Source organism: Lysobacter terrae, assembly GCF_054782215.1.
In genome coordinates this window covers 76,364-97,048 of record NZ_BAAGSX010000001.1, presented here as the reverse complement: position 1 = coordinate 97,048, position 20,685 = coordinate 76,364, and the positions used below count along the sequence as shown (strand labels likewise).

At 67.3% G+C, this 20,685-nt stretch carries 19 protein-coding genes; 14 read left to right on the top strand and 5 right to left on the bottom strand.

The window, feature by feature from the left end; all coding sequences use genetic code 11:
- Window positions 1–16: 16 nt before the first annotated feature.
- The 8 genes from ACYVJ8_RS00520 to ACYVJ8_RS00485 all read left to right on the top strand — a co-directional run bounded on the left by ACYVJ8_RS00520 (window position 17) and on the right by ACYVJ8_RS00485 (window position 11,118).
- Complete coding sequence (locus ACYVJ8_RS00520; RefSeq protein ID WP_460708739.1) at window positions 17–1,327, top strand: Xaa-Pro dipeptidase; 1,311 nt, start codon at window positions 17–19, stop codon at window positions 1,325–1,327.
- 31 nt (window positions 1,328–1,358) lie between these two features.
- On the top strand, window positions 1,359–2,705 hold the full coding sequence (locus ACYVJ8_RS00515) for an amino acid permease (RefSeq protein ID WP_460708737.1): 1,347 nt from the start codon (window positions 1,359–1,361) through the stop codon (window positions 2,703–2,705).
- Window positions 2,706–2,784: 79 nt separating this feature from the next.
- Window positions 2,785–4,104 carry an aromatic ring-hydroxylating oxygenase subunit alpha gene (locus tag ACYVJ8_RS00510; RefSeq protein WP_460708735.1) on the top strand — a complete coding sequence of 440 codons (1,320 nt, stop codon included), beginning with the start codon at window positions 2,785–2,787 and terminating at the stop codon, window positions 4,102–4,104.
- 18 nt (window positions 4,105–4,122) lie between these two features.
- Window positions 4,123–5,319 carry an aminomethyltransferase family protein gene (locus ACYVJ8_RS00505; RefSeq protein ID WP_460708733.1) on the top strand — a complete coding sequence of 399 codons (1,197 nt, stop codon included), beginning with the start codon at window positions 4,123–4,125 and terminating at the stop codon, window positions 5,317–5,319.
- 40 nt (window positions 5,320–5,359) lie between these two features.
- Window positions 5,360–6,943 (top strand): phytoene desaturase family protein, encoded by a 1,584-nt coding sequence (locus tag ACYVJ8_RS00500; protein ID WP_460708731.1) that lies wholly within the window; start codon window positions 5,360–5,362, stop codon window positions 6,941–6,943.
- A gap of 5 nt (window positions 6,944–6,948) precedes the next feature.
- On the top strand, window positions 6,949–8,460 hold the full coding sequence (locus ACYVJ8_RS00495) for a phytoene desaturase family protein (protein ID WP_460708729.1): 1,512 nt from the start codon (window positions 6,949–6,951) through the stop codon (window positions 8,458–8,460).
- Window positions 8,461–8,738: 278 nt separating this feature from the next.
- Window positions 8,739–10,364 (top strand): AAA family ATPase, encoded by a 1,626-nt coding sequence (locus ACYVJ8_RS00490; RefSeq protein WP_460708727.1) that lies wholly within the window; start codon window positions 8,739–8,741, stop codon window positions 10,362–10,364.
- Between the two features lie 16 nt (window positions 10,365–10,380).
- On the top strand, window positions 10,381–11,118 hold the full coding sequence (locus tag ACYVJ8_RS00485; RefSeq protein ID WP_460708725.1) for a general secretion pathway protein GspB: 738 nt from the start codon (window positions 10,381–10,383) through the stop codon (window positions 11,116–11,118).
- 81 nt (window positions 11,119–11,199) lie between these two features.
- Here the strand turns inward: ACYVJ8_RS00485 and ACYVJ8_RS00480 are convergent, their stop codons facing one another.
- Entirely contained in the window at window positions 11,200–12,228 is a 1,029-nt protein-coding gene (locus ACYVJ8_RS00480; protein ID WP_460708723.1) for a fatty acid desaturase, read from the bottom strand.
- Between the two features lie 159 nt (window positions 12,229–12,387).
- Here ACYVJ8_RS00480 and ACYVJ8_RS00475 point away from each other — a divergent pair, with 159 nt between their 5' ends.
- From ACYVJ8_RS00475 to ACYVJ8_RS00465, 3 genes are all read left to right on the top strand, one after another.
- A complete protein-coding gene (locus tag ACYVJ8_RS00475) occupies window positions 12,388–12,609 on the top strand; it encodes an RNA-binding S4 domain-containing protein (RefSeq protein ID WP_460708721.1) in 222 nt (73 codons plus the stop codon).
- A gap of 132 nt (window positions 12,610–12,741) precedes the next feature.
- Window positions 12,742–13,266, top strand: coding sequence for a GAF domain-containing protein (locus tag ACYVJ8_RS00470; RefSeq protein ID WP_460708719.1), 525 nt, complete (start codon window positions 12,742–12,744; stop codon window positions 13,264–13,266).
- A gap of 124 nt (window positions 13,267–13,390) precedes the next feature.
- Window positions 13,391–14,284, top strand: coding sequence for a c-type cytochrome (locus tag ACYVJ8_RS00465; RefSeq protein ID WP_460708717.1), 894 nt, complete (start codon window positions 13,391–13,393; stop codon window positions 14,282–14,284).
- A 19-nt stretch (window positions 14,285–14,303) separates the two neighbouring features.
- Here the strand turns inward: ACYVJ8_RS00465 and ACYVJ8_RS00460 are convergent, their stop codons facing one another.
- Window positions 14,304–15,143, bottom strand: a complete 840-nt coding sequence (locus ACYVJ8_RS00460; protein WP_460708715.1) for a sterol desaturase family protein — start codon at window positions 15,141–15,143, stop codon at window positions 14,304–14,306.
- A 230-nt stretch (window positions 15,144–15,373) separates the two neighbouring features.
- Here ACYVJ8_RS00460 and ACYVJ8_RS00455 point away from each other — a divergent pair, with 230 nt between their 5' ends.
- Entirely contained in the window at window positions 15,374–16,297 is a 924-nt protein-coding gene (locus ACYVJ8_RS00455) for a CPBP family intramembrane glutamic endopeptidase (protein WP_460708713.1), read from the top strand.
- A 28-nt stretch (window positions 16,298–16,325) separates the two neighbouring features.
- Here the strand turns inward: ACYVJ8_RS00455 and ACYVJ8_RS00450 are convergent, their stop codons facing one another.
- Entirely contained in the window at window positions 16,326–17,009 is a 684-nt protein-coding gene (locus tag ACYVJ8_RS00450) for a GNAT family N-acetyltransferase (RefSeq protein WP_460708711.1), read from the bottom strand.
- 92 nt (window positions 17,010–17,101) lie between these two features.
- Entirely contained in the window at window positions 17,102–18,607 is a 1,506-nt protein-coding gene (locus ACYVJ8_RS00445) for a PQQ-dependent sugar dehydrogenase (RefSeq protein ID WP_460708709.1), read from the bottom strand.
- A gap of 216 nt (window positions 18,608–18,823) precedes the next feature.
- Between ACYVJ8_RS00445 and ACYVJ8_RS00440 the strand changes: the two genes are divergently transcribed.
- Window positions 18,824–19,129 (top strand): GIY-YIG nuclease family protein, encoded by a 306-nt coding sequence (locus ACYVJ8_RS00440; RefSeq protein WP_460708707.1) that lies wholly within the window; start codon window positions 18,824–18,826, stop codon window positions 19,127–19,129.
- Between the two features lie 98 nt (window positions 19,130–19,227).
- Window positions 19,228–19,590, top strand: a complete 363-nt coding sequence (locus tag ACYVJ8_RS00435; RefSeq protein ID WP_460708705.1) for a DUF1428 domain-containing protein — start codon at window positions 19,228–19,230, stop codon at window positions 19,588–19,590.
- A 4-nt stretch (window positions 19,591–19,594) separates the two neighbouring features.
- Here the strand turns inward: ACYVJ8_RS00435 and ACYVJ8_RS00430 are convergent, their stop codons facing one another.
- Window positions 19,595–20,638 carry an NAD(P)H-dependent flavin oxidoreductase gene (locus tag ACYVJ8_RS00430; RefSeq protein WP_460708703.1) on the bottom strand — a complete coding sequence of 348 codons (1,044 nt, stop codon included), beginning with the start codon at window positions 20,636–20,638 and terminating at the stop codon, window positions 19,595–19,597.
- Between the last annotated feature and the right edge of the window lie 47 nt (window positions 20,639–20,685).

The following is a 20,685-nucleotide window of genomic DNA, read 5'->3' as shown; positions in this document are numbered from 1 at the left end:
CTCCGACAGGATCGCCATGACCCGACTCGCCCCGCTCGCCTTCGCTCTGACTCTGTTCGCCGGTGCGACCCACGCCGGCACCGTCCTAGTCCACGCCGGCCACCTGGTCGACGTGGACCACGGAAAGGTGCTTACAGACCAGGCCGTGCGCATCGAAGGCGAACGCATCGTCTCGATCGCACCGTGGTCAGCCGACGCGGCGCGCGACGCGACGCTGGTCGACTGGTCGCGCTACACAGTGCTGCCCGGACTGATGGACATGCACACGCATATCGCCGACGAGGGCCAGTCCGCCGATCCGGCCGGGCCGTTGAAAAGCACGCCGGTGCGCGACGCCTTCATCGGCGCGAAGAACGCGCGCGACACCTTGTTCGCCGGCTTCACCACCGTACGCGACGTCGGCGTCTATCGCGGTTTCGCCGACGTGGCCCTGCGCGACGCGATCAACGCCGGTTACGTGCCGGGGCCGCGCATGTTCGTCGCCGGCGCCTACATCACCGTGCCGGGCGGCGGTGGCGAGATCACCGGGCTGCCCGCGGGCACGGTAGTGCCGGACGAGTTCCGCCGTGGCGTCGCCAAGGGCGAAAACGAAGTGCGGCAGAAGGTGAACTACCTGTTCGACCACGGCGCCGATTTCATCAAGGTCATCGCGACCGGCGCCGTGCTCACCGACGGCACCGAACCGGGCCAGTCCGAATACAGCGAAGCGGAGATCCGCGCCGCCGTCGAGGAAGCCGGCAAGCGCGGCAGCTTCGTTGCCGCTCACGCCCACGGCGCGGAAGGCATCAAGCGCGCGGTGCGCGCCGGCGTGCGTTCGATCGAGCACGCGTCCTATCTCGACGACGAAGGCATCAAGCTGATGAAGCAGCACGGCACCTGGCTGGTGGCCGACATCTACAACGGCGACTACATCGATACCGTCGGTCGCCAGGAGCATTGGTCGGCCGAAAAGCTGCGCAAGAACCTGGAAACCACCGACGTCCAGCGCGCGGGTTTCCGCAAGGCGGCCAAGGCCGGCCTCAACATCGCCTATGGCACCGACAGCGGCGTCTATCCGCACGGCGACAACGCGCACCAGTTCGCCTACATGGTGCGTTACGGGCTGACCCCGATGCAGGCGATCCAGTCCGCGACGATCAACCCGGCGCGCCTGCTGGGGCGTGCCGACCAACTCGGTTCGATCGCCGCGGGCAAAGCGGCCGACCTGATCGCGGTCCAGGGCGACCCGCTGACCGACATCGAGGTGCTGCGCCGCGTCCAGGCGGTCATCAAGAACGGGACGCTGGTTTGTGCGGACATTGCCCAGTGCGGTAATGATGGGCGATAACCACTCGGTGCGGCAGCGACAGGGGAGCGACATGCAGCAAGGGCAAGACCAGGCCGGCGATACCTCGCGCGGACACGATCCGCAGCGCAAGCTCGGCTTCTGGATGTGCACGGCGCTGGTGGTGGGCAACACCATCGGCATGGGCATCTTCCTGTTGCCGGCCTCGCTGGCGCCGTATGGGTTCAACGCGACCCTGGGCTGGCTGGTCACGGTGCTGGGCTGCCTGGTGCTGGCGCGCGTATTCGCACGCCTGCCGCGGGAACTGCCGCAGGCCGACGGCCCCTACGGCTATATCCGGCACACGCTCGGCGACATCCCCGCGTTCCTGTCGATCTGGTGCTATTGGGTGTCGCTGTGGATCACCAACGCGGCCCTCGCCACCGGCGTGGTCGGCTATCTCGATGCGGTGTTCCCGGCGCTGTCCGGCGTACAGCCGGCGATCATGGCGCTCGGCCTGCTGTGGCTGTTCGCGATCATCAACATGCTCGGTGTGCGCACCGGCGGTCGCGTGCAGGTCGTGACCACCGCGCTGAAGCTGCTGCCGATGTTCGCCGTCGCCGCGCTCGGCGTGTGGCTGCTGCTGACCTCGCCCGCAACCTACACCGAACATCTGCCCACGACGCCGGTGCACCTGGGCGACGTGATGGCGGCGTCCACCATCGCGCTGTTCGCCATGCTCGGCCTGGAATCGGCCACGGTGCCTGCCGGTCGCGTGGAAGATCCCTCGCGCACCATTCCGCGCGCGACCATGGCGGGCACGATTCTCACCGCCGTCGTCTACATCATCGTCTCCACCGTGCCGATGCTGCTGATCCCGCAACAGGAACTGGCCAGCGCCAGCGCGCCGTTCGCGATGGTGATGGATCGCCACCTGGGCGCCGGCTTCGGGCGCTGGCTCGCGCTCTTCGTCGTGGTCAGCGGCCTGGGCGCGCTCAATGGCTGGACCCTGCTGGTGGGCGAACTCACCCGCACCATGGCACTGAATGGGGTGATGCCCGCGGTGCTGTCGCGCAACAACCGCCGCGGCGCGCCGGCGCTGGCCTTGCTGGTGACCGGCATATTCGCCTCGGCGATGGTGCTGATGAGCTACAGCAAATCGCTGGTCGAAGGCTTCACCTTCCTCAGCAAGGTGGTGACCGCGGCGAACCTGCCGCTGTACCTGTGCTGCTCGCTGGCGCTGGCGGTGCTGTGGCATCGCGGCGGCCGCAGCGCGGCGCGCGGCATGCTGGCCGTGGGGCTGCTGGGCGCGGGCTACGTGGTGTTCGCCTTCATCGGCCTGGGCCGCGAGCCGTTCCAGCTCGGCCTGCTGCTGGCCGCGGCGGGCATACCGCTGTACGTCCTCATGCGCTGGCGTACGCTCGCCGCCGGACGCGCCTGAGCGACTAAGATCGAAGCCGTGGAAGCAGGGTTCGCACCGACGCGCACCCAGCACTCGACCGCCTGACCGGACCCGACGCATGACCGCTTTCGTTCCCGACGTGGAGGACAGCCAGCAGCAACTGCAGCGCGCGGTGAACGCGCAGTTGCAGCAGCCCGACGCCGGCCTGCCACGCTACTTCTACCGCTCCGCGGTGACCTACCAGCGCGAGCTGGACACGATCTTCTTCAAGAGCTGGCTGTACGCGGGCCATGTCAGCCAGATCCCCGGGAAGGGCGACTACTTCCTGTACGAGATCGCCGAGGAATCGGTGATCGTGGTGCGCGGCGAAGACGACACCATCCGCGCGCTGATCAATTCCTGCCGGCATCGCGGCTCGCGCGTGTGCGAGACGAGTTCCGGCCACTGCAAGACCTTCGTCTGCCCGTACCACGGCTGGGTCTACGGCGCCGACGGCAGCCTGCGCGCCGCCCGCCACATGGAGGCGATGCCGGAGTTCCGCCGCGAAGACCACGGCCTCAGGCAGGCGCGCGTGGCCGTACGCTTCGGCCTGATCTTCATCAACTTCGACCCGGACGCCTACGACTTCAACGAGTGCCTGAAGGAAGTCGACGCGCAGATGGCGCCCTACCACCTGGACAAGGCCAAGATCGCGCACCGCGAAACCTATTCGGTCGACGCCAACTGGAAGATCGCGCTGGGCAACTACCTGGAGTGCTACCACTGCGACACCGCGCACCGCGCGTACTCCAAGATCCACACCTTCAAGGAGCGCGAGCAAGTCGCCGCGCCGATCAACCGTGCGATGTGGGCGCGGGCGGAGAAGGAAACCGGCATTCCGAATATCGAAAAAGCCTTCTATCGAATGTTCCGTGAGGCGCCGGGCTTCGGCTCCTGCGTGTACACCAGCCGCTACGCGCTGTTCGACAGCTACAAGACCGGCAGCCGCAACGGCGAGCCCCTGGCTCCTCTGATGGGCGACTTCAAGGGCTTCGACGGCGGCGCGGGCGATTACCAGTTCGGCCCGCTGACCTACATGCTCAACTACCCGGACCATTGCATCTTGTTCCGCTACGTGCCGCTGGGCATTAACAAGACGGACATGGAGATCGTCTGGTTCGTCAATGGCGACGCGCGCGAAGGCGTCGACTACGACCGCGACGAGCTGGTCTGGCTGTGGCACGTCACCACGCTGGAAGACAAGCGGATCATGACGCTCAACGCCGCCGGGGTGAATTCGCAGTTCTTCGAGCCCGGCCCGCAGCATCCGGAATTCGAAGACACGCCCAAGCGCTTCCTCGACTGGTACCTGCACGCGCTGGCCGGCGACTTCAGCGTGATCGCGCCGACGGTGCGCGCGCACCGCGTCAGCTCCTGCGAAATGACCTCACCCGAATAACCACCTCGAAGCGTCCGCATGTTCGAACTCAAGCACACCCCTTTCCACGAGCGCACCTCGAAACTGAGCGTGCCGCAGAACTGGCGCCGCTGGGCCGGGCACATCGTGCTCGGCTCTTACGATCTGCATCTCGACCGCGAGTACTGGGCGATCCGCGACGCCGTCGCGATGATCGACGTCTCGCCGCTGATGAAGTACATGATCGAGGGTCCCGACGCGGCGCGGCTGTTGCACAAGCTCACTCCGCGCGACGTGCACAAGATGGCGGTGGGCCAGGTCGGCTACACCGGCTGGTGCGACGACGAGGGCAAGCTGCTCGACGACGGCACGATTTCGCGCCTGGGCGAGAACCTGTTCCGCATGACCTCGGCCGAGCCCTCGTTGCGCTGGCTGACGATGAATGCCGTCGGCATGGACGTCACCATCACCGAGGTGACCGAGCAGGTCGCCGCACTGAGCCTGCAGGGCCCGAAGTCGCGCACCGTGCTGAACCTGGTCTGCGACAAGACGCTGGACAAGCTCAAGTACTTCCGCGTCGTGCAGAACAAGCTGGCCGGCAAGCCGGTGACGATTTCGCGCACCGGCTACACCGGCGATCTGGGCTACGAGATCTGGATGGACGCCGCGGACGCGCTGCACGTGTGGGACGCGCTGATGAAGGCGGGCCACGACTACGGCATCGTGCCCTGCGGCATCCTGGCGATGGACATGGCGCGCGTCGAAGCCGGACTGTTCATGATCGACGTCGACTACACCGCCGCCAATCACGCCTGGATCGAAGGGCAGAAGTCCTCGCCGCTGGAGATGGGACTGGACTGGGCGGTCGCGCTCGACAAGCCGGGCTATTTCGTCGGCCGTCGTGCACTCGAACGCGAGCATCGCGAAGGATCGGCGTGGAAGCTGGTGGGTTTCGAAGTGGACTGGGAAGGCATGGAAGCGCTGTTCTCGCCGGTCGGCCTGCCGCCGCAGGTGCCGGCGATGGCGGTACGCGCGAGTCTTCCGGTCATGCACGAGGGCAAGCAGGTCGGCTACGCCTCCACCAGCACCTGGTCGCCGGTGCTGAAGAAATACATCGCGCTGGTGCACCTGCAGCGTCCGTACTACGAGCCGGGCACGCGCCTGTCGCTGGAAGTCACCGTCGAACACAAGCGGCTGCACGCGCCGGGCAAGGTGGTGAAGCTGCCGTTCTATGAGCCGGAGTGGAAGAAGAAGTGACGCACACCACTCTCGGATTCTTCAGCAAGAGCAAAACCTTATGACCTCCAACCAATACGACGCCGTCGTCATCGGCGCCGGCCACAACGGCCTGATCGCCGCGGCGTACCTCGCCCGCGCCGGCAAGAAAGTCGCCGTGCTCGAACGCCGCGAAGTCGTCGGCGGCGCCGCCGTCACGTCCGAACCGTTCCCCGGCTATCGCTTCAGCCAGTTCTCCTACGTGGTGAGCCTGCTGCGGCCCGAGATCATCCGCGACCTCGAACTGCCCCGGCACGGCCTGAAGATCCTGCCGCTGCCCAGCACGGTCACGCCGCTCGACAACGGCGACTATCTGGCCGGGTGGGACGACCATGACCTGACCCGCAAGGAGCTGTACCGGCATTCGCCGCGCGACGCCGAAGCCTCGGACGAATATGGCCGGGTGATGGCGCGCGCCGCCAAGGCGATCAAGCCGATTCTCGGCCTGGTGCCGCCGGATCCATCCTCGCTGAGCCTGCGCGACCTCAAGGGACTGCTCAAGCTCGGCCAGTACGGCAAGAGCCTGTCGGAGAAGGAGCTCTATCAGATCTCCAAGCTGCTCACGCAATCGGCGGGCGACCTGCTCAACGACTGGTTCGAATTCGATCCGCTCAAAGGCACCAAGTCCGCGAGCGGCATCATCGGCACCTTCCTCGGCCCGTATTCGCCCGGCACCGCCTACGTGCTGCTGCATCACTACATGGGCGAGATCGACGGCTCGTTCCGCGCCTGGGGCTTCTGCAAGAACGGCAACGGCGGCGTGACCCAGGCGATCGCCAGTTCCGCGCGTGCGCTCGGCGTCGACATCCGCACCAATGCCTCGGTGCAGCAGGTCATCGTCAAGGGCGGCCGCGCCGCGGGCGTGGTGCTGCAGAACGGCGATGAGTTGCAGGCCAAGGTCGTGATTTCCGCGGCCGATCCCAAGCGCAGCTTCCTGCAGTTCGTCGAGGAGAAGCATCTGCCCGGCGAATTCGTGCAGCAGATCCGCAACTTCCGCGTGCGCGGCTCCTCGGGCAAGGTCAACATCGCGCTTAGCGAACTTCCCGACTTCACCTGCCTGCCGGGCGAAGGTCCGATGCACCGCGGCGCGATCTCGATCAGCCCGAGCATGGAGTACATCGAGCGCGCCTATGACGAAGCCAAGTACGGCCAGTTCGCCAAGAACCCGTACATCGACATGATCATCCCGTCGATGATCGACCGCGACATGGCGCCGCCAGGCCACCACGTGATGTCCTGCTTCGTACAGTACGCGCCCTACGACATCGAAGGCGGCTGGGACGACGCCAAGCGCGATGCGTTCGGCGAGACCGTCATCTCCACCATCGAACGCTACGCGCCGAACATCCGCCGCGCGATCGTCGGCAAGCAGGTGATCACGCCGAAGGACATCGAGAACATCGCCGGCATCACCGGCGGCAACATCTTCCACGGCGAGCTGTTGTTGCATCAGCTGTTCTTCCTGCGGCCCGCGCCGCAGTGGGCCGACTTCCGCACACCGCTGCCGGGCTACTACTTCGGCGCATCCGGCGCGCATCCGGGTGGTGGTGTGATGGGCGCGGCCGGCAAGCTGGCGGCGCAGGAAGTGTTGAAGGACTGGAAGTGACATCCATGAGCAAATCCAATTACGACGTCATCGTCGTCGGTGCCGGACACAACGGCCTGGTGGCTGCGACCTATCTGGCCAAGGCCGGCAAGAAAGTACTGGTACTCGACCGGCTGGAACGCGCCGGCGGGCAGCTCGCGCAACGCGCGTTCGACGACGGTTCCCGCTTCGAACCGCTGCATGCCGGCGCGCAGCTGCGTCCCGACATCGTGAGCGACCTGGGCCTTGCACGGCACGGCCTGGCCGCGACCACCGCCGCTGCGCCCGCGTACATTTCCCTGTTGCCGGAAGGCCGACGCTTGCAGTTGTCCACGGCGCCGGGCGACAAGGCGACGCTGGAATCGATCCGCCAGTTCTCGCAAACCGATGCGGCGAAGTGGCCGGAGTTCGTCGCCTTCATGGATCGCGCCGCCGCCTTCCTCGATGCGGCCTATCGCACGCCGATGCCGCGCCTGCCGCATGTCGGCCTGGCCGAAGGCTGGCCGCTGGCCAAGCTCGCGTGGACGCTGCGCCGGCTCGGCGGGCGCGACATGTTCCGGGTGATCCGCTCGATGTCGATGTCGACTGTGGAATTCACCGAGGAGTGGTTCGAGTCCGAGGAGCTCAAGGCCGCCATCGCCGCGGTCGGCATTCACGGGCACACGCTGGGTTCGATGTCCGCCGGCACCGGCTACACGCTGATGCACAACTGGCTCAATCGCGGCGGCCTCGCCCATCGTCCCGGCGCCCATATTGCCGACGCACTGGTCGCGGCGCTGGCCGCGCATGGCGGCGAGCTGCGCATGAATGCGGGCGTGCAGCGCATCGTCGTCGACAAGCAGCGCGCGACCGGCGTGGTGCTCGACAACGGCCAGGAAATCAGCGCGCCCGCGGTATTTTCCGCGGCCGACCCGCGCCATACCCTGCTCGACCTGGTGGGTGCGCCGGAGCTGCCGCCGGAATTCGTCTGGCACACGCGCTCGATCAAGATGCGCGGCGCCGTCGCCAAAGTGCATCTGCTCACCGACGGCAGCCATGGCCTGCCCGCGGGTACTCTCGCGGTGGCACCGACCCTCAAGTATCTGGAACGCGCCTTTGATGCGGCCAAGTACGGCGAGATCTCCGCACAGCCGTATCTGGAAGCGACGACGGCGGGCGACGTGGTCTCCATCCATTTCCAGTTCGCGCCGTACAAATTGCGCCAGCAGGATTGGGACAGCGCGCGCGCGACGATCGAGCAGCGTGCGATCGATACGCTGTCCGCCCATTTCCCGGCGTTGAAGGGATCGATCCGGCAGACCCGTTCGTTGACGCCGGTCGATCTCGAAAGGATGTTCGGGCTCACCGAAGGCGACCCCAATCACGGTCAGCTGATCCTCGACCAGATGTTCTTCATGCGCCCGCTGCCGGGCTGGTCCGATCACCGCACGCCGGTGGACGGCCTGCACCTGTGCGGCAGCGGCGGGCACGGCGGTGGCGGCATCAGCGGCGCCTGCGGGCGCAATGCGGCGCGGGCGTTCTTGAAGGCAAAAGCGTAGAGCAGGGTTCGATCCGCTTGCGGCGGACACCTCTTCTCCCCGCTTGCGGGGAGAAGATGCCCGCTAGGGCAGATGAGGGGGAGCGAGCGCAGCGAGCTTGCTCTGTGACGCCTCAGCGAAGATCAAGAGCAACAGCAGCTCGCTACGCTCGCCCCCCTCACCCGCCCTGCGGGCACCCTCTCCCCGCAAGCGGGGAGAGGGAATCATTAGCGAGCGGGCTTGACCCGCCCCAGCAGGTGGCAGCTAATGGCGGGCCTAAGCCCGCCTGCGATCCCGTCATGTATCTCGAGCACTACGGCCTGAAAGAACCGCCGTTCTCGATCACGCCGGACCCGCGCTTCGTCTTCCTCAGCGAGCGCCACCGGGACGCGCTCGCGCACCTGCTGTTCGGCATCGGCCAGGGCGGCGGCGGCGGTTTCGTTCAGCTCACCGGCGAGGTGGGCACCGGCAAGACCACGTTGAGCCGTCTGCTGCTGGAACAGATCCCGCAGCTCGAAAACAGCGTGCCCACGCGCGTCGCCCTGGTGCTCAACCCGCGCCTGTCGCCGGTCGAACTGCTGGAAACCATCTGCGAGGAGCTGCACCTGCCCATCGAGGGCAAGCGCGGCAGCGTGAAGGCGCTGACCGACACGCTCAACGCCTATCTGCTCGAGGCCTACGCGCAGGGCCTGCGCGTGGTGCTGATCGTCGACGAAGCACAGAACCTGTCGGTGGACGCGCTCGAACAGGTGCGGCTGCTCACCAACCTCGAAACCGACACGCAGAAACTGTTGCAGATCATCCTGCTCGGCCAACCGGAGTTGCGCGACATGCTCGCGCGTCCGGACCTGCGCCAGCTCGCCCAGCGCATCACCGCGCGCTATCACCTCACGCCGCTGGATGCGAACGAAACCGCCGGCTACCTGCGCCACCGTTTCCGCGTGGCCGGTGGCCTGCACCTGCCCTTCGATGCGGCGGCGATCAAGCGCATCCACGCGCATTCGGGCGGCGTGCCGCGCTTGATCAATGTCATCGCCGAGCGCGCGCTGCTCGGCGGCTACGCGCACGACGACACCCGCATCGATGCGCGCAGCGTCGATCGCGCGGCGAAGGAAGCGTTGGCACCGCGCGCGCGTTCCTCGCGGCGCTGGCTGCTGCCGGCCGGCGTCGGCGCGGCGGCGCTGTTGTTGATCGCCGGCGTGTACGCATGGCGCGCGCCGCCGGTTGAATCCGCGAGCCGTTCCGCTTCCGCAGCCAATACCGCACCCGCTGCGACCACCGTCGCGTCGCGGCGGCCGCAAGTCGAAACGCTCGACGCGGACGCGCTGGCCGCGCGCATTGGCGGCGCCGCACCGGCTTCTCCGCTCGCATGGAAGCAACTGCTCGGGCAGTGGCGATTGCCGACGGACAATCTGAGCATCGGCATCGCCGCGAGTTGTCCGTTCGCGATCGCCGCCGACGCGTACTGTTTGCGCGCACGCGGCGAACTCGACCGTCTGGTCGCGCAGGATCGGCCGGTGTTACTGCATCTGGCCGATCAAGGTCATGGAGCCTGGGTGGTGCTATTGGGAGCCGACGCGCGCCGCGCGCGCCTCTCGCTCGACGGGCACAGCTTCGACGTCGATCGTCTCGCCCTGGCCCGCTACTGGAATGGCGACTACGCCGCCCTGTGGCGGGGTCCCGCCGACGTTACGCTTCCGCTCGCCGAGGATGCGCCGTCGCTGGCGTGGATTCGCGATCACCTGACGACGCGCTACCTGCCCGTCGATGCCGTCGCGCGGATGGACGCAGACATGCAGGCAGCCGTGCGTCGCTTCCAGGCGGATCGCGGCCTGGTCAGCGATGGCGTGATCGGCCCGGAAACCCTGATGGCGCTGGCCTCGCGCGACGACGAAGGGCCGCGACTGTTGAAGGGGCTGGAGTAACCATGGCGCCGATCCCATGTCACTGATCCTCGAAGCCCTGCGCAAATCCGAAGCCGAGCGCCGCCGCGGGCAGACGCCGGATCTGCTGACCGACGTCGCACCCGTTGCGCCCTCCACCCGCGCGACGACGCAGGATCGGCGTGCGTGGGCGGTGCTGGGAATCGCCGCCGTCATTACCGTGTTGCTGGTGCTGTGGTGGCTGCGTCCCGTTTCCCAGGCCGAACCGGCCACGCAAGCAGTCGCGACGACCGCGCGGGCTGCACCTTCCGCGCGTCCATCACCATCCGATGCTGCAGCGACGACGCTGCCGCTGCGGCCGCCCGCCACGCCGCCGCCGCATCGCGCTTCGCCCTCGCCCACCGTTGCGGCGTCGGCGTCTGCGGAACCCGCGCACGCGACGGCGTCGTTGCCGGCTTCCGCACTGCCGCCTCCACCACCCGCGAGCGAACCCGCAGCGCCACGTCCGGTTGCCACCGCGAAGTTGCCGGAACCACCCGCGGCCGCTTCGGTGTTCAGCAGCCCCGACGTCCCCTTGCGGCTTGCCGATCTGTCGTCCGAAGACCGTCAGCAACTCCCCGCGCTCAAGCTGAGCATGCACATGTGGGCACCCGTTGCGGCCGATCGCTTCGTCATCATCGACGGCACGCGCGTCAACGAAGGCGATCGCGTCGGCGACGCTGTAGTCGAGGCGATCCAGACCGACGGCGTGATGCTGTCCTGGCACGGCCGCCGCATCCGCCTGCCGATCCGCTAAAGGCGCGTTACTCGCGTCCCGGGCCGCAAAAAAGAAAAGCGGGCTTTCGCCCGCTTTTCGTTTCATCCACTGCCGGCTATGTCAGGCGGCACGCGCCTGGGAAAACCCGACCATGCGCCGGGTCTCTTCGCACCACAGCTTCAGCCTTGCGCTCTTCAGGCTGGTCCACAGCGTGATGCGCGGCGCGGCCTGCAGCAGCGGGCTGGATTCGAACGCTTCGCGCAGGCGGTAGTTGGGAATGCGGCTGGCCAGGTGATGGATGTGGTGATAGCCGATGTTGCCGGTGAACCAATGCACGACGCGCGGCAGGTCGTAAAAGGAGCTGCCGGCGATCGCCGCCTGGCTGGAATCCCATTCGTCCTTGCGCGTCCAGTACGTGTCTTCGAAGGTGTGCTGCACATAGAACAGCCACACGCCCGCGGCACCGGCGATCAGCACGATCGGCAGATGCACCATCAGCACCGTGTGCCAGCCGAGCCACCAGGCCAGCAGGCCACCGGCGACCAGCAGGACGAGATTGTTGAGCAGCACGCTCGCCCATTCCTTCTTCCAGGTGAAAGGAAGGTCGAACGGGAAGCGGTGCTTGAGCACGAACTGATACAGCGGCCCCACGCCCAACAACACCGGCGTGCTGCGGTAGAGGCGATAGCCGAAGCGGCCGAGCCACGAGCGCGAGCGGTATTCGGCCACGGTCAGGGTTTCGATGTCGCCCATTTCGCGGCGGTCGAGGTTGCCCGAGGTGCCGTGATGGATCGCGTGCGTCTTCTTCCAGTAGCCGTACGGGAACAGCGTGACCACGCCGAGCACGCGGCCGACCATGTCGTTCGCGCTGGAGCTGGCGAAGAAGGAACCGTGCCCGCAGTCGTGCTGGATGATGAAGGTGCGCACGTACAAGCCCGCGGCCGGGATCGCCAGCAACAGCGTCCAGCCGTAGCCCCATTCGCCGACCACGCTCCACGCCATCAGCACCCACAGGGCGGCGAAGGGGAGCAGCGTGTTGATCAGCTGCCAGACAGCGCGGCCGAGGTGGGGGGTGGTGAACTGCGCGCAGAGCTTGCGCAGGTTGGTGGGCGGTGCAGCAGTGGCGGCGTGCGATACAGCGGTGTTCAAGGCATTCTCCCGACGGACGCACCCATTGTCGGGGCGCGGCCGGGCCACCGCAAACGACGCTGGCGTATGGTCTCGCCGCAAGTGCGCTCCCCGTCACAGTCCACTTGCGGACCTGAGTCCCGGCTGAGACCCTGCCGCCAACTTCGTTCAGGCACCAGCATGCAACGCATCACCTTCGAACTCGATCGCGACCACGTCGAACTCAATCAGCTGCTCAAACTCACCGGGCTGTGCGACAGCGGCGGGGCCGGCAAGCAGCTCGTCGCCAGCGGCGCGGTCCGGGTGGACGGGGCGGTGGAACTGCGCAAGACCTGCAAGATCCATGCGGGGCAGCGCGTGCGCCTGGGCGATGTCGAGATCGAGGTCGTGGCGGCCCACTGAAACTCGGTGTACGCGTCCTCATAACGCGACGCCGACGGATCTTCGGTGTGGGGGGCCACCCGCGCCATGCGCGCCGAGGTGCCGGAAAACTGGTTTACCCTTCGGCCTCCAGCGCCCCGGAGATCCAATGCAGTGGATGCCGTCACCCGCTTTCTCGACCGCCGCGATGTCCTGCTGCCACGCCTGGACGAACAACTCCAGCAGGCCACGACGCCGACCGAGGTGGCCTGGGTGCTGTGCGAATTCACGGGGCGCGAGCTGAATCTGGCCGATTGCGTCGTGTACCTCCCCGCCGACGGCGACGTGCTGTTGCAGACGGCCGCGTGGGGTTCGCTGCGCGGCATCGAGCATCTTCCCGAGTCGCGCCTGCGCGTTCCCGTCGGCCAGGGCATCGCCGGTCATTGCGCGCGCACGCTCAAGATCCAACTCATCGGCGCTACCCGCAACGACCCGCACTTCGTCGAAGGCGACGAACTGTGCGTGTCCGAACTGGCGGTGCCGATCGAGCACGACGAAGTCCTGCTGGGCATCCTCGACAGCGAGAGCCCCGAGGAAAATTTCTACGACGCGCGCTACGAAGCCGCTTTCGCCGCGATCGCGGCCAGCGGTGCCGGACGGCTGTGGTGGCTGCAGGGGCAGCGCGCGAAGGTTCGCTGACTGCTGCGTCCCCGCGCCGGGCGACAGCCCTGAACCCGCCTCCCGCGCTCCCCCCGGACCGCGATGGCCTGAATCTCCTTCGCCTCGCGTTGAAGGGAGCTGGGCCTAGTGAGGAACAAGCGATATGCGGCGGGTAGTGAAGTGGTCGGCCATGGGGCTGGCGATCGTGTTGGTGGCCGTGGCGGCCTTGTTCGCCGTGTCCTGGGCGGTGACCGGCAAGGCGATGTCGCGCACCTACGCGGTCAACGATCCGCCGCTGCACGTCGAAGCGAACGCCGAGGCCCTCGCGCGCGGCAAGCACCTGTTCGACACCCGCGGCTGTGGCGATTGCCATGGCCCGCAGGGCGCCGGGCGCGTGCTGATCGACGATCCCGTGCTCGGCCGGATCGTGCCGCCGAATCTGTCGCGCAGCCTGCGCAATCCGGCTTACGGCGACGATGCGCTCGCGGCCGCCATCCGCCACGGCATCCGTCCCGACGGCACGCCGTTGCTGATCATGCCCTCAGGCGAATTCGCCGATCTGGACGATCGCGATGTCGGTGCGTTGATCGCCTACATGCGCTCGCTGCCGGCCAGCGACAACCAGCCCGGCACCAATCTCGTCCGCCCCTTGGGCCGCGTGCTGTATACGCTGGGCAAGGTGCCGCTGTTTTCCGCCGAACGCATCGATCACGCGCCGCGCCCGCGCCAAGCGCCGCCGATGGCCGTCACGCCCGAATACGGGCGCTACATCGCGCAATCGTGCAGCGGTTGCCACGGCGCGGATCTGGCTGGCGGCATCATGCTGGTCCCCGGCAGTCCGAAGTCGGCCAATCTCACGCCGCACGCGAACGGCCTGGGCGCGTGGAAGGAAACGGACTTCCTGCATCTGATGCACACCGGCCGCCGTCCCGACGGCACCGCGGTCGATCCGCTGATGCCGTGGCCGGTCTACGACCACATGTCCGAAACCGAGCTGCGCGCCGTGTGGGCCTATCTGCGCACCGTCTCGCCCGCTGCAGGCAAGGTTCGCAACTGACGCGCCGCTTCGGGCCGCCCTACGCGGCGCGATCGTGCGACAGCGACCGCTCCGGCGGCCCGAACAATTGCTTGCCCGCCGCGCGCCAGCCTTTGGCGCGCGCCGCATCGCGGAACATCGCAATCCACTCGTGGAAGGTGAGCCGGAGCGGATTGTGGCTGTGGATCTGGCCGACGATGCCGTACTCGCACGGCACTGCCGGATCCTCTTCGACGAAGCTGCCGAACAGCTTGTCCCACACGATCAGCACGCCGGCGTAGTTGCGGTCGATGTACTTCGCATTGCGCGCGTGATGCACGCGATGGTGCGAGGGCGTGTTGAAGACGTGCTCCAGCCAGCCCAGGCGACCCACAGCCTGCGTGTGCACGAAGAACTGGAAGCCGAGATTGATCGCGACCACGGCGACGATGTGCGCAGGCGCGAAGCCCAGCCACGCCAGCGGCAGCCAGAACAGCCACATGCCGGAAATCGGATAGGTGAGGCTCTGGCGGAACGCGGTCGACAGGTTGAGGCGTTCGGACGAGTGATGGGTGACGTGCGAGGCCCACATCCAGCGGATGCGATGGCTGGCGCGATGGAACCCGTAGTAGAAGAAGTCCTGCGCCAGAAACAGCGCGGCGATAGTCCACGCCGACGCGGGCAAGTCGAACAGACGGTGGCGGTACACCGCGTAGTACAGACCGATCACCACCAGCCAGGACACCGCATCGGCGGCCTGATGCATCAGTGCGAGCGCGGCGTTGGACAGCGTATCGATGCCGCTGTACATGCCCGGTCGCCGCTTGTGCCAGTACCACGCCTCCAGCGCGATCAGCGCCAGGAACACCGGCGCCATGCCGAGCAGAATCCATTTCTCCATCGAGCGGGTCCTTCCAGGGGAACAGGGCCCGGCGAGTCTGCCGGCTACCCGCCGCAGCGTCCAGACGGCTGCGTACGGAACCTGTCCCTCTCCCCGCTTACGGGGAGAGGGTGCCCGAAGGGCGGGTGAGGGGAAGCGAGCGCAGCGAGCTGCTTCTACCGTTGCCTGTTCCGATCGTTGGGCGACCAACGGGTTAGGCGCCCGCTGCGGCCGGCAGGCATGCTCGCCGCATGAACGTCAGTCCCTCCTCCCCCCGCCGCGCCGCCCTCGTGGCGCTGTCCGTCGCCGCCGCGGCCTACGCCGCCTCGCTGTTCGTCCTGTCCCATACCGCGGACTTCAGCCTGGTCGAACCCCTGTTCCTGTTCGCGATGCTCGGCGTCGTGTTCCCCCTGCTGGCCTGGGTCAGCACGCTGAAGCCGCAACGCGCGCCGACGCCGCTGCCCGAGGCGCATCAGCTGCCGCGCGTGCTGGGCTACCTGGCGGTGTTCGCCCTGGCGGTGCTGGGCTGGGGCTTCAGCGCGATCAACACGACTTTCCCGGACGAGCCGGCGCAATCGATCGTGCAGGTCGTGGTGAAGCTGGTGACGATGGTGGCGCTGCCGGCCGCCTTGTTCCTCGGCTTCCGCTTGAATGCCCGCGCGACGCTGCCGGCGAAGCGCCTGTTGCTGGTCTTCGTGGTGATGTCGCTGGCCTATCTCGCCATGCAATCGGTGTTCGGCCGCGGCCCGATCACGCTGCGCGAGCTGGCGCCGTCGGCAATTACGCTGGCCTGGGCGATTCCCGCGTGCTTCCTGTGGCAGACCATCGAAGCCGGCCTGTGCGAGGAAGTGCTGTTCCGTCGCGTGCTGCAGGAAAAGCTCGCGATCGCCACGGGCTCGCAAGTGGCGGCCGTAGCCTGGGCGTCCCTGCTGTTCGGCCTGGCCCACGCACCGGGGCTATGGCTGCGCGGCGGCCATCTGATGGAAGGCGTGGCGCAGGCCACGCCGGCATGGGCCATCGCCTACTCGATCGTGATGATCGCGCCGGCCGGCATCGCCTTCGGCGTGCTGTGGGCGCGCACGCGCTCGCTGTGGCTGATCGTGCCGCTGCACGGCATGGTCGATCTGCTGCCGCAGCTGGCGCCGTTCATTCGTGCGTGGACGGGCGTCCACTGAGCATGGACCGGTAACGCGCCGGCGCGAATCAGCCCGGTAATCGCGTCAACGACCAGAACCCGACATCGCGGCGATGCGCGAAACCGATCCGCTCGTACAGCTGCTTGGCACGGGCGTTCTCGTGGCTCACGTGCAGGAACGGTATGCGGCCGCGCTCCAGCGTGTCGTTGGTGAGCATGGCGGTCAGCCGGCGCGCGTAACCGCGGCCGAGAAAATCCGGATGCGTGCAGATCGCGCTCATCTCGGTGTAGGTCTCGGTGCCGAGGCGCTCGCCGATGATCGCGGCGAGCCGACCGTCCTGATAGATGCCGAAGTAGCGGCCCATGTCCATGGTGCGCGAACGGAAATAGTGCGGATACACCAGCGCGGTCAACGCCAGCACGTCGCTGCGGTGCGATTCGTCCAGCGGAATGATCCCGGGCCCATCGATCACTTCAAGCCGCTGCGTGGCGACCATCTGCGCCAGCGGACGGAAGGCCTCCAGCGTCCAGCCCGCCGGCACCGATGGCGCGACGCCGATGAGATAGACGCTCTCGCCGGGCGCGACCAGCGGCGCTACGGCCTGATCCACATCCACCTGTGCGTGCGCGATGCCCAGAAACGGCGCGTATTCGGCCGGATAGCGCGCGGCGTCGCCGTTGCGCAACGCGATCTCGCGATGCCGCGTGCACAGTGAACTCCAGAAGGGGTTGTCGAGTTCGGGAGCGATCATGCAGTACGACCCAAGGTTGCCTGCGGTAATGGTGGTTCCTCCACCACGGCCATGGCAACCGGGTCGTCACCGGCGACGATCACCTTCTACGATCAGCGCCGATCGCGTCTGCCTTCCCGATCGATCCGCTCCAGCGCACGTGCCGTTGCCATTGGCACCGGCATAGGCAGCGGCTCGATCACGAAGATCTCGCCGTCCAGATCGAGCAGGTAGACATTCCCGGCCTCGTCCACGCCGAAGCTCGCGATATTGGTGAAGGCGCCCACGTTCGGCACGAAGTCCGCATTGCGCACGGTGAACTGGGAAGCAGGCAGTGTGGTGCCGAGCGCGACCTGGGACACCGGGATCGACCAGACATTCGGGTTAATGAAGTCGGCGAACAGATACAACCCGCGCAGCTGCTGGATACCCCCGCGATACACATAGCCACCGATGACCGTATCGCCCTGGCGCGTGCCTATGCCGTGCAGATATTCGGCCACGGGCGGCGTCAGTCCAGCGGTAGAACCGCCGCGAAACACCGCCGTGCCTTCCAGGATCGGCCAGCCGAAATTGGCGCCGCCGTCGCCGGGACGCAGCAGGTCGATTTCCTCCACCGCGTCCTGGCCCACGTCGCCGATCCACAGATTGCCCGTGGCCGGATCGAAGCTGTTGCGGAACGGATTGCGCAGGCCGTACGCGAATACTTCCGGCGCACCGCCGCCGCTCACGAACGGATTGGCCGACGGAATGCCGTAGTCGCGTGCCGCATCGGTGGGGAAATCGTCGCGCGAGGGATCGACGCGCAGGATCTTGCCGAGCAGCGTGTTGGTGTTCTGGCCGTTGTTGTCCGGATCGCCTCCGCCGCCGCCATCGCCTATCGCGATGTAGAGCAGGTTGTCCGGGCCAAAGGCGATCCAGCCGCCGTTGTGGTTGTTGCGCGGATGGGCGACACGCAGGATCGCGTCGCCCGTCGCCGGATCGGCGCGGTTGCGGTCGCCGGCGAATGTGCGATAGCGGCGAACCTCGATCGTGCCGCCGGGAATCGTCACGAAGACGTAGAACGTGCCGCTGCTGCCGAAATCCGGCGCGGTGGCGAAGCCGAGCAGACCGCGCTCGCCGTCGGTCGACAGCTGACCGCTCAGATCGAGGAAAGGCGTAACGGCGACGGCGCCGGTCGACGGCGTCAGGATCAGGATGCGGCCGGCGAGTTCGGTCACGAACACGCGTCCGCTGCCATCGGGCACCGGCGCAAGGAACGCCGGCTGGTTGAGTCCGGCGACGACGCGGCGCACGTGGTACACGCTGCTTTCCGTCACGTCGGTGACGGCCACCGCCAGTGCCAAGGTGACGCTCGCGCGCCCATCGCTCACCGAAAGATCGACCTGATAGACGTTGTCGCGATTGCTGTCCGCGGGTTGTTCGAAATCCGGCGGCGACGCGAACGAGAGCAGGCCCGCCGCGGTGATACGGAATTGGTCGCGATCCACGCCACCGGCGATGGAGAAGGTCAGCGCATTGCCGTCGGGATCGGTCGCCGTCGCGGTATAGAACGCGCCCGCGGAGTTCTCCGGCACGGTCGCCGCACTCGCCGAGGTAAACACCGGCGGCCTGTTCATAGGCACCGGTATGCGGCTGCCCCCGCCTCCCCCGCCGCCACCGCATGCGCTCAGCACGAGCAGCAGGACCGCAAACGCTCCGGTTCGCCCTGACCTGGCCATCGGCAATCCTCCCCGGCCCCAGCCGGACAGCCGCTCAAGGCTCCTCCCGCCACCGCTTTGGTTTTGTGAAGGCGGAGTGCTCACAGGGCTCGCGACACGGCAGAATCGCGCGGCATGAGTTCCTGGTTCCTCTACCTGCTCGAATGCCGCGACGGCAGCATCTACACCGGCATCGCTACCGACGTGGCGCGGCGCTACGCCCTGCACCTCGCCGGTCGCGGTGCGCGCTACACGCGCTCGCGGCCGCCGCGCCGGCTGCTGGCGCATTTCGCCTTCGTCGATCGATCGGCCGCTAGCCGCGCCGAATACGCGGTCAAGCAGCTCACGCCCGAGCAGAAGCGCGCGGTCGCTGCCGGCCTGTGGCCCGCCGCGCTTGCGGCCCTACAGCCGCTGGCGAGCTATCCGGGCGACGCTGACTGACGAACGGTGGTCTTCGCACTGTCGATTCCGCCGCGCTCCATGCGTCGATAACGGGAAAGGCGCTACAACATTCCCTCCCCCGCGACAGGAGCATGACCATGCCGTACATCGATGGCTTCGTGATCGCCGTTCCGACGGCCAACAAGGACAAATTCATCCACCACGCCAACAGCGGCGATTCGGTGTTCGTCGAATACGGCGCGACCCGGGTGCTGGAATGCTGGGGCGACGACGTGCCCGACGGCAAACTCACCGATTTCCGCCGCGCCGTGCAGGCCAAGGACGACGAGACCGTGGTGTTCTCCTGGATCGAATGGCCCGACAAGGCGGCGCGCGATCAAGGCATGGAACGCGCGATGAAGGACTCGCGCCTGTCCCCGGAGAACAACCCGATGCCGTACGACGGCAAGCGGATGATCTATGGCGGGTTCTCACCGATCGTGGACCTGGGCCCGCACTGACGGCTCAGTCACGGCAACGCGCCGCCAATGCCGCGGTGAGCTGTGCCGCCGGAATGGCGGCGCAGCCGCGCGTATTGGTGCCCGACCACAGCGGCGAGAAATCGCCGCTGTGCTGGCGTTCGGCCGCCGCGCGTAGGGGCGCGACTGCAGCGCTGGCGAGCGGGAATTCCGGTGGCAGCGCACCGATCGGACCGAGTTCGCGCATCAACCGGTTGACGATGCCGCGCGCGGGGCGACCACTGAAGAGGTTGGTGAAGGCGGTTTCGCGCGCCGCGTCGCTTTGCAGCGCGGCGCGATGCACGGCACTGGTGGTTGCTTCGGGACAGAGCAGATAGGCCGTGCCGATCTGTACGCCGGCAGCGCCGGCGGCTATGGCAACGGCGACATCGTCGGCGGTGCCGATGCCACCCGCGGCAATCACGGGCACACGCACTGCCTGCGTGAACTGCCGCACCAGCGCGAGGGTATCCGCCGCATCGTCGAGCGACGGCGACAAAAAATAACCGCGATGCCCACCCGCCTCCCTGCCCTGGGCGATGATCGCGTCGACGCCGCGCGCTTCCAGCCAGCGCGCCTCGTCCAGCGACGTCGCCGAAGCCAGCACGCGCGAACCCCAGCCACGCACGCGCGCCAACAGATCATCGGCGGGCAAGCCGAAGTGGAAACTCACCACCGGCGGCCGGAATTCTTCCAGCACATCGGCCGCGTCATGACCGAACGGCGTGCGGCCCGGGCCCGCGGTGATCGTGTCGGGATCGATGCCGAACTCGGCGTAGTACGGCGCCAGGGCTTCGCGCCAGCGCGCCTCGCGTACGGCATCGGGCACCGGCGGCACATGGCAGAAGAAGTTGACGTTATACGGACGATCGGTATCGGCGCGGATCGCGGCGAGTTCCTTACGCAGCGCATCGGGTCCCAGCATCGCGCCGGGCAGCGAGCCCAGCCCGCCCGCCTTGCTGACCGCGACAGCCAACGCATGATCCTGCACGCCGGCCATCGGCGCCTGGATCAAAGGTAGCGAGACATCGAGCAGGGCCGACAAGCTCATGCCGTTAGCTTGGCACAACGTCGGCGGCGATGTTCCCTCTCCCCGCT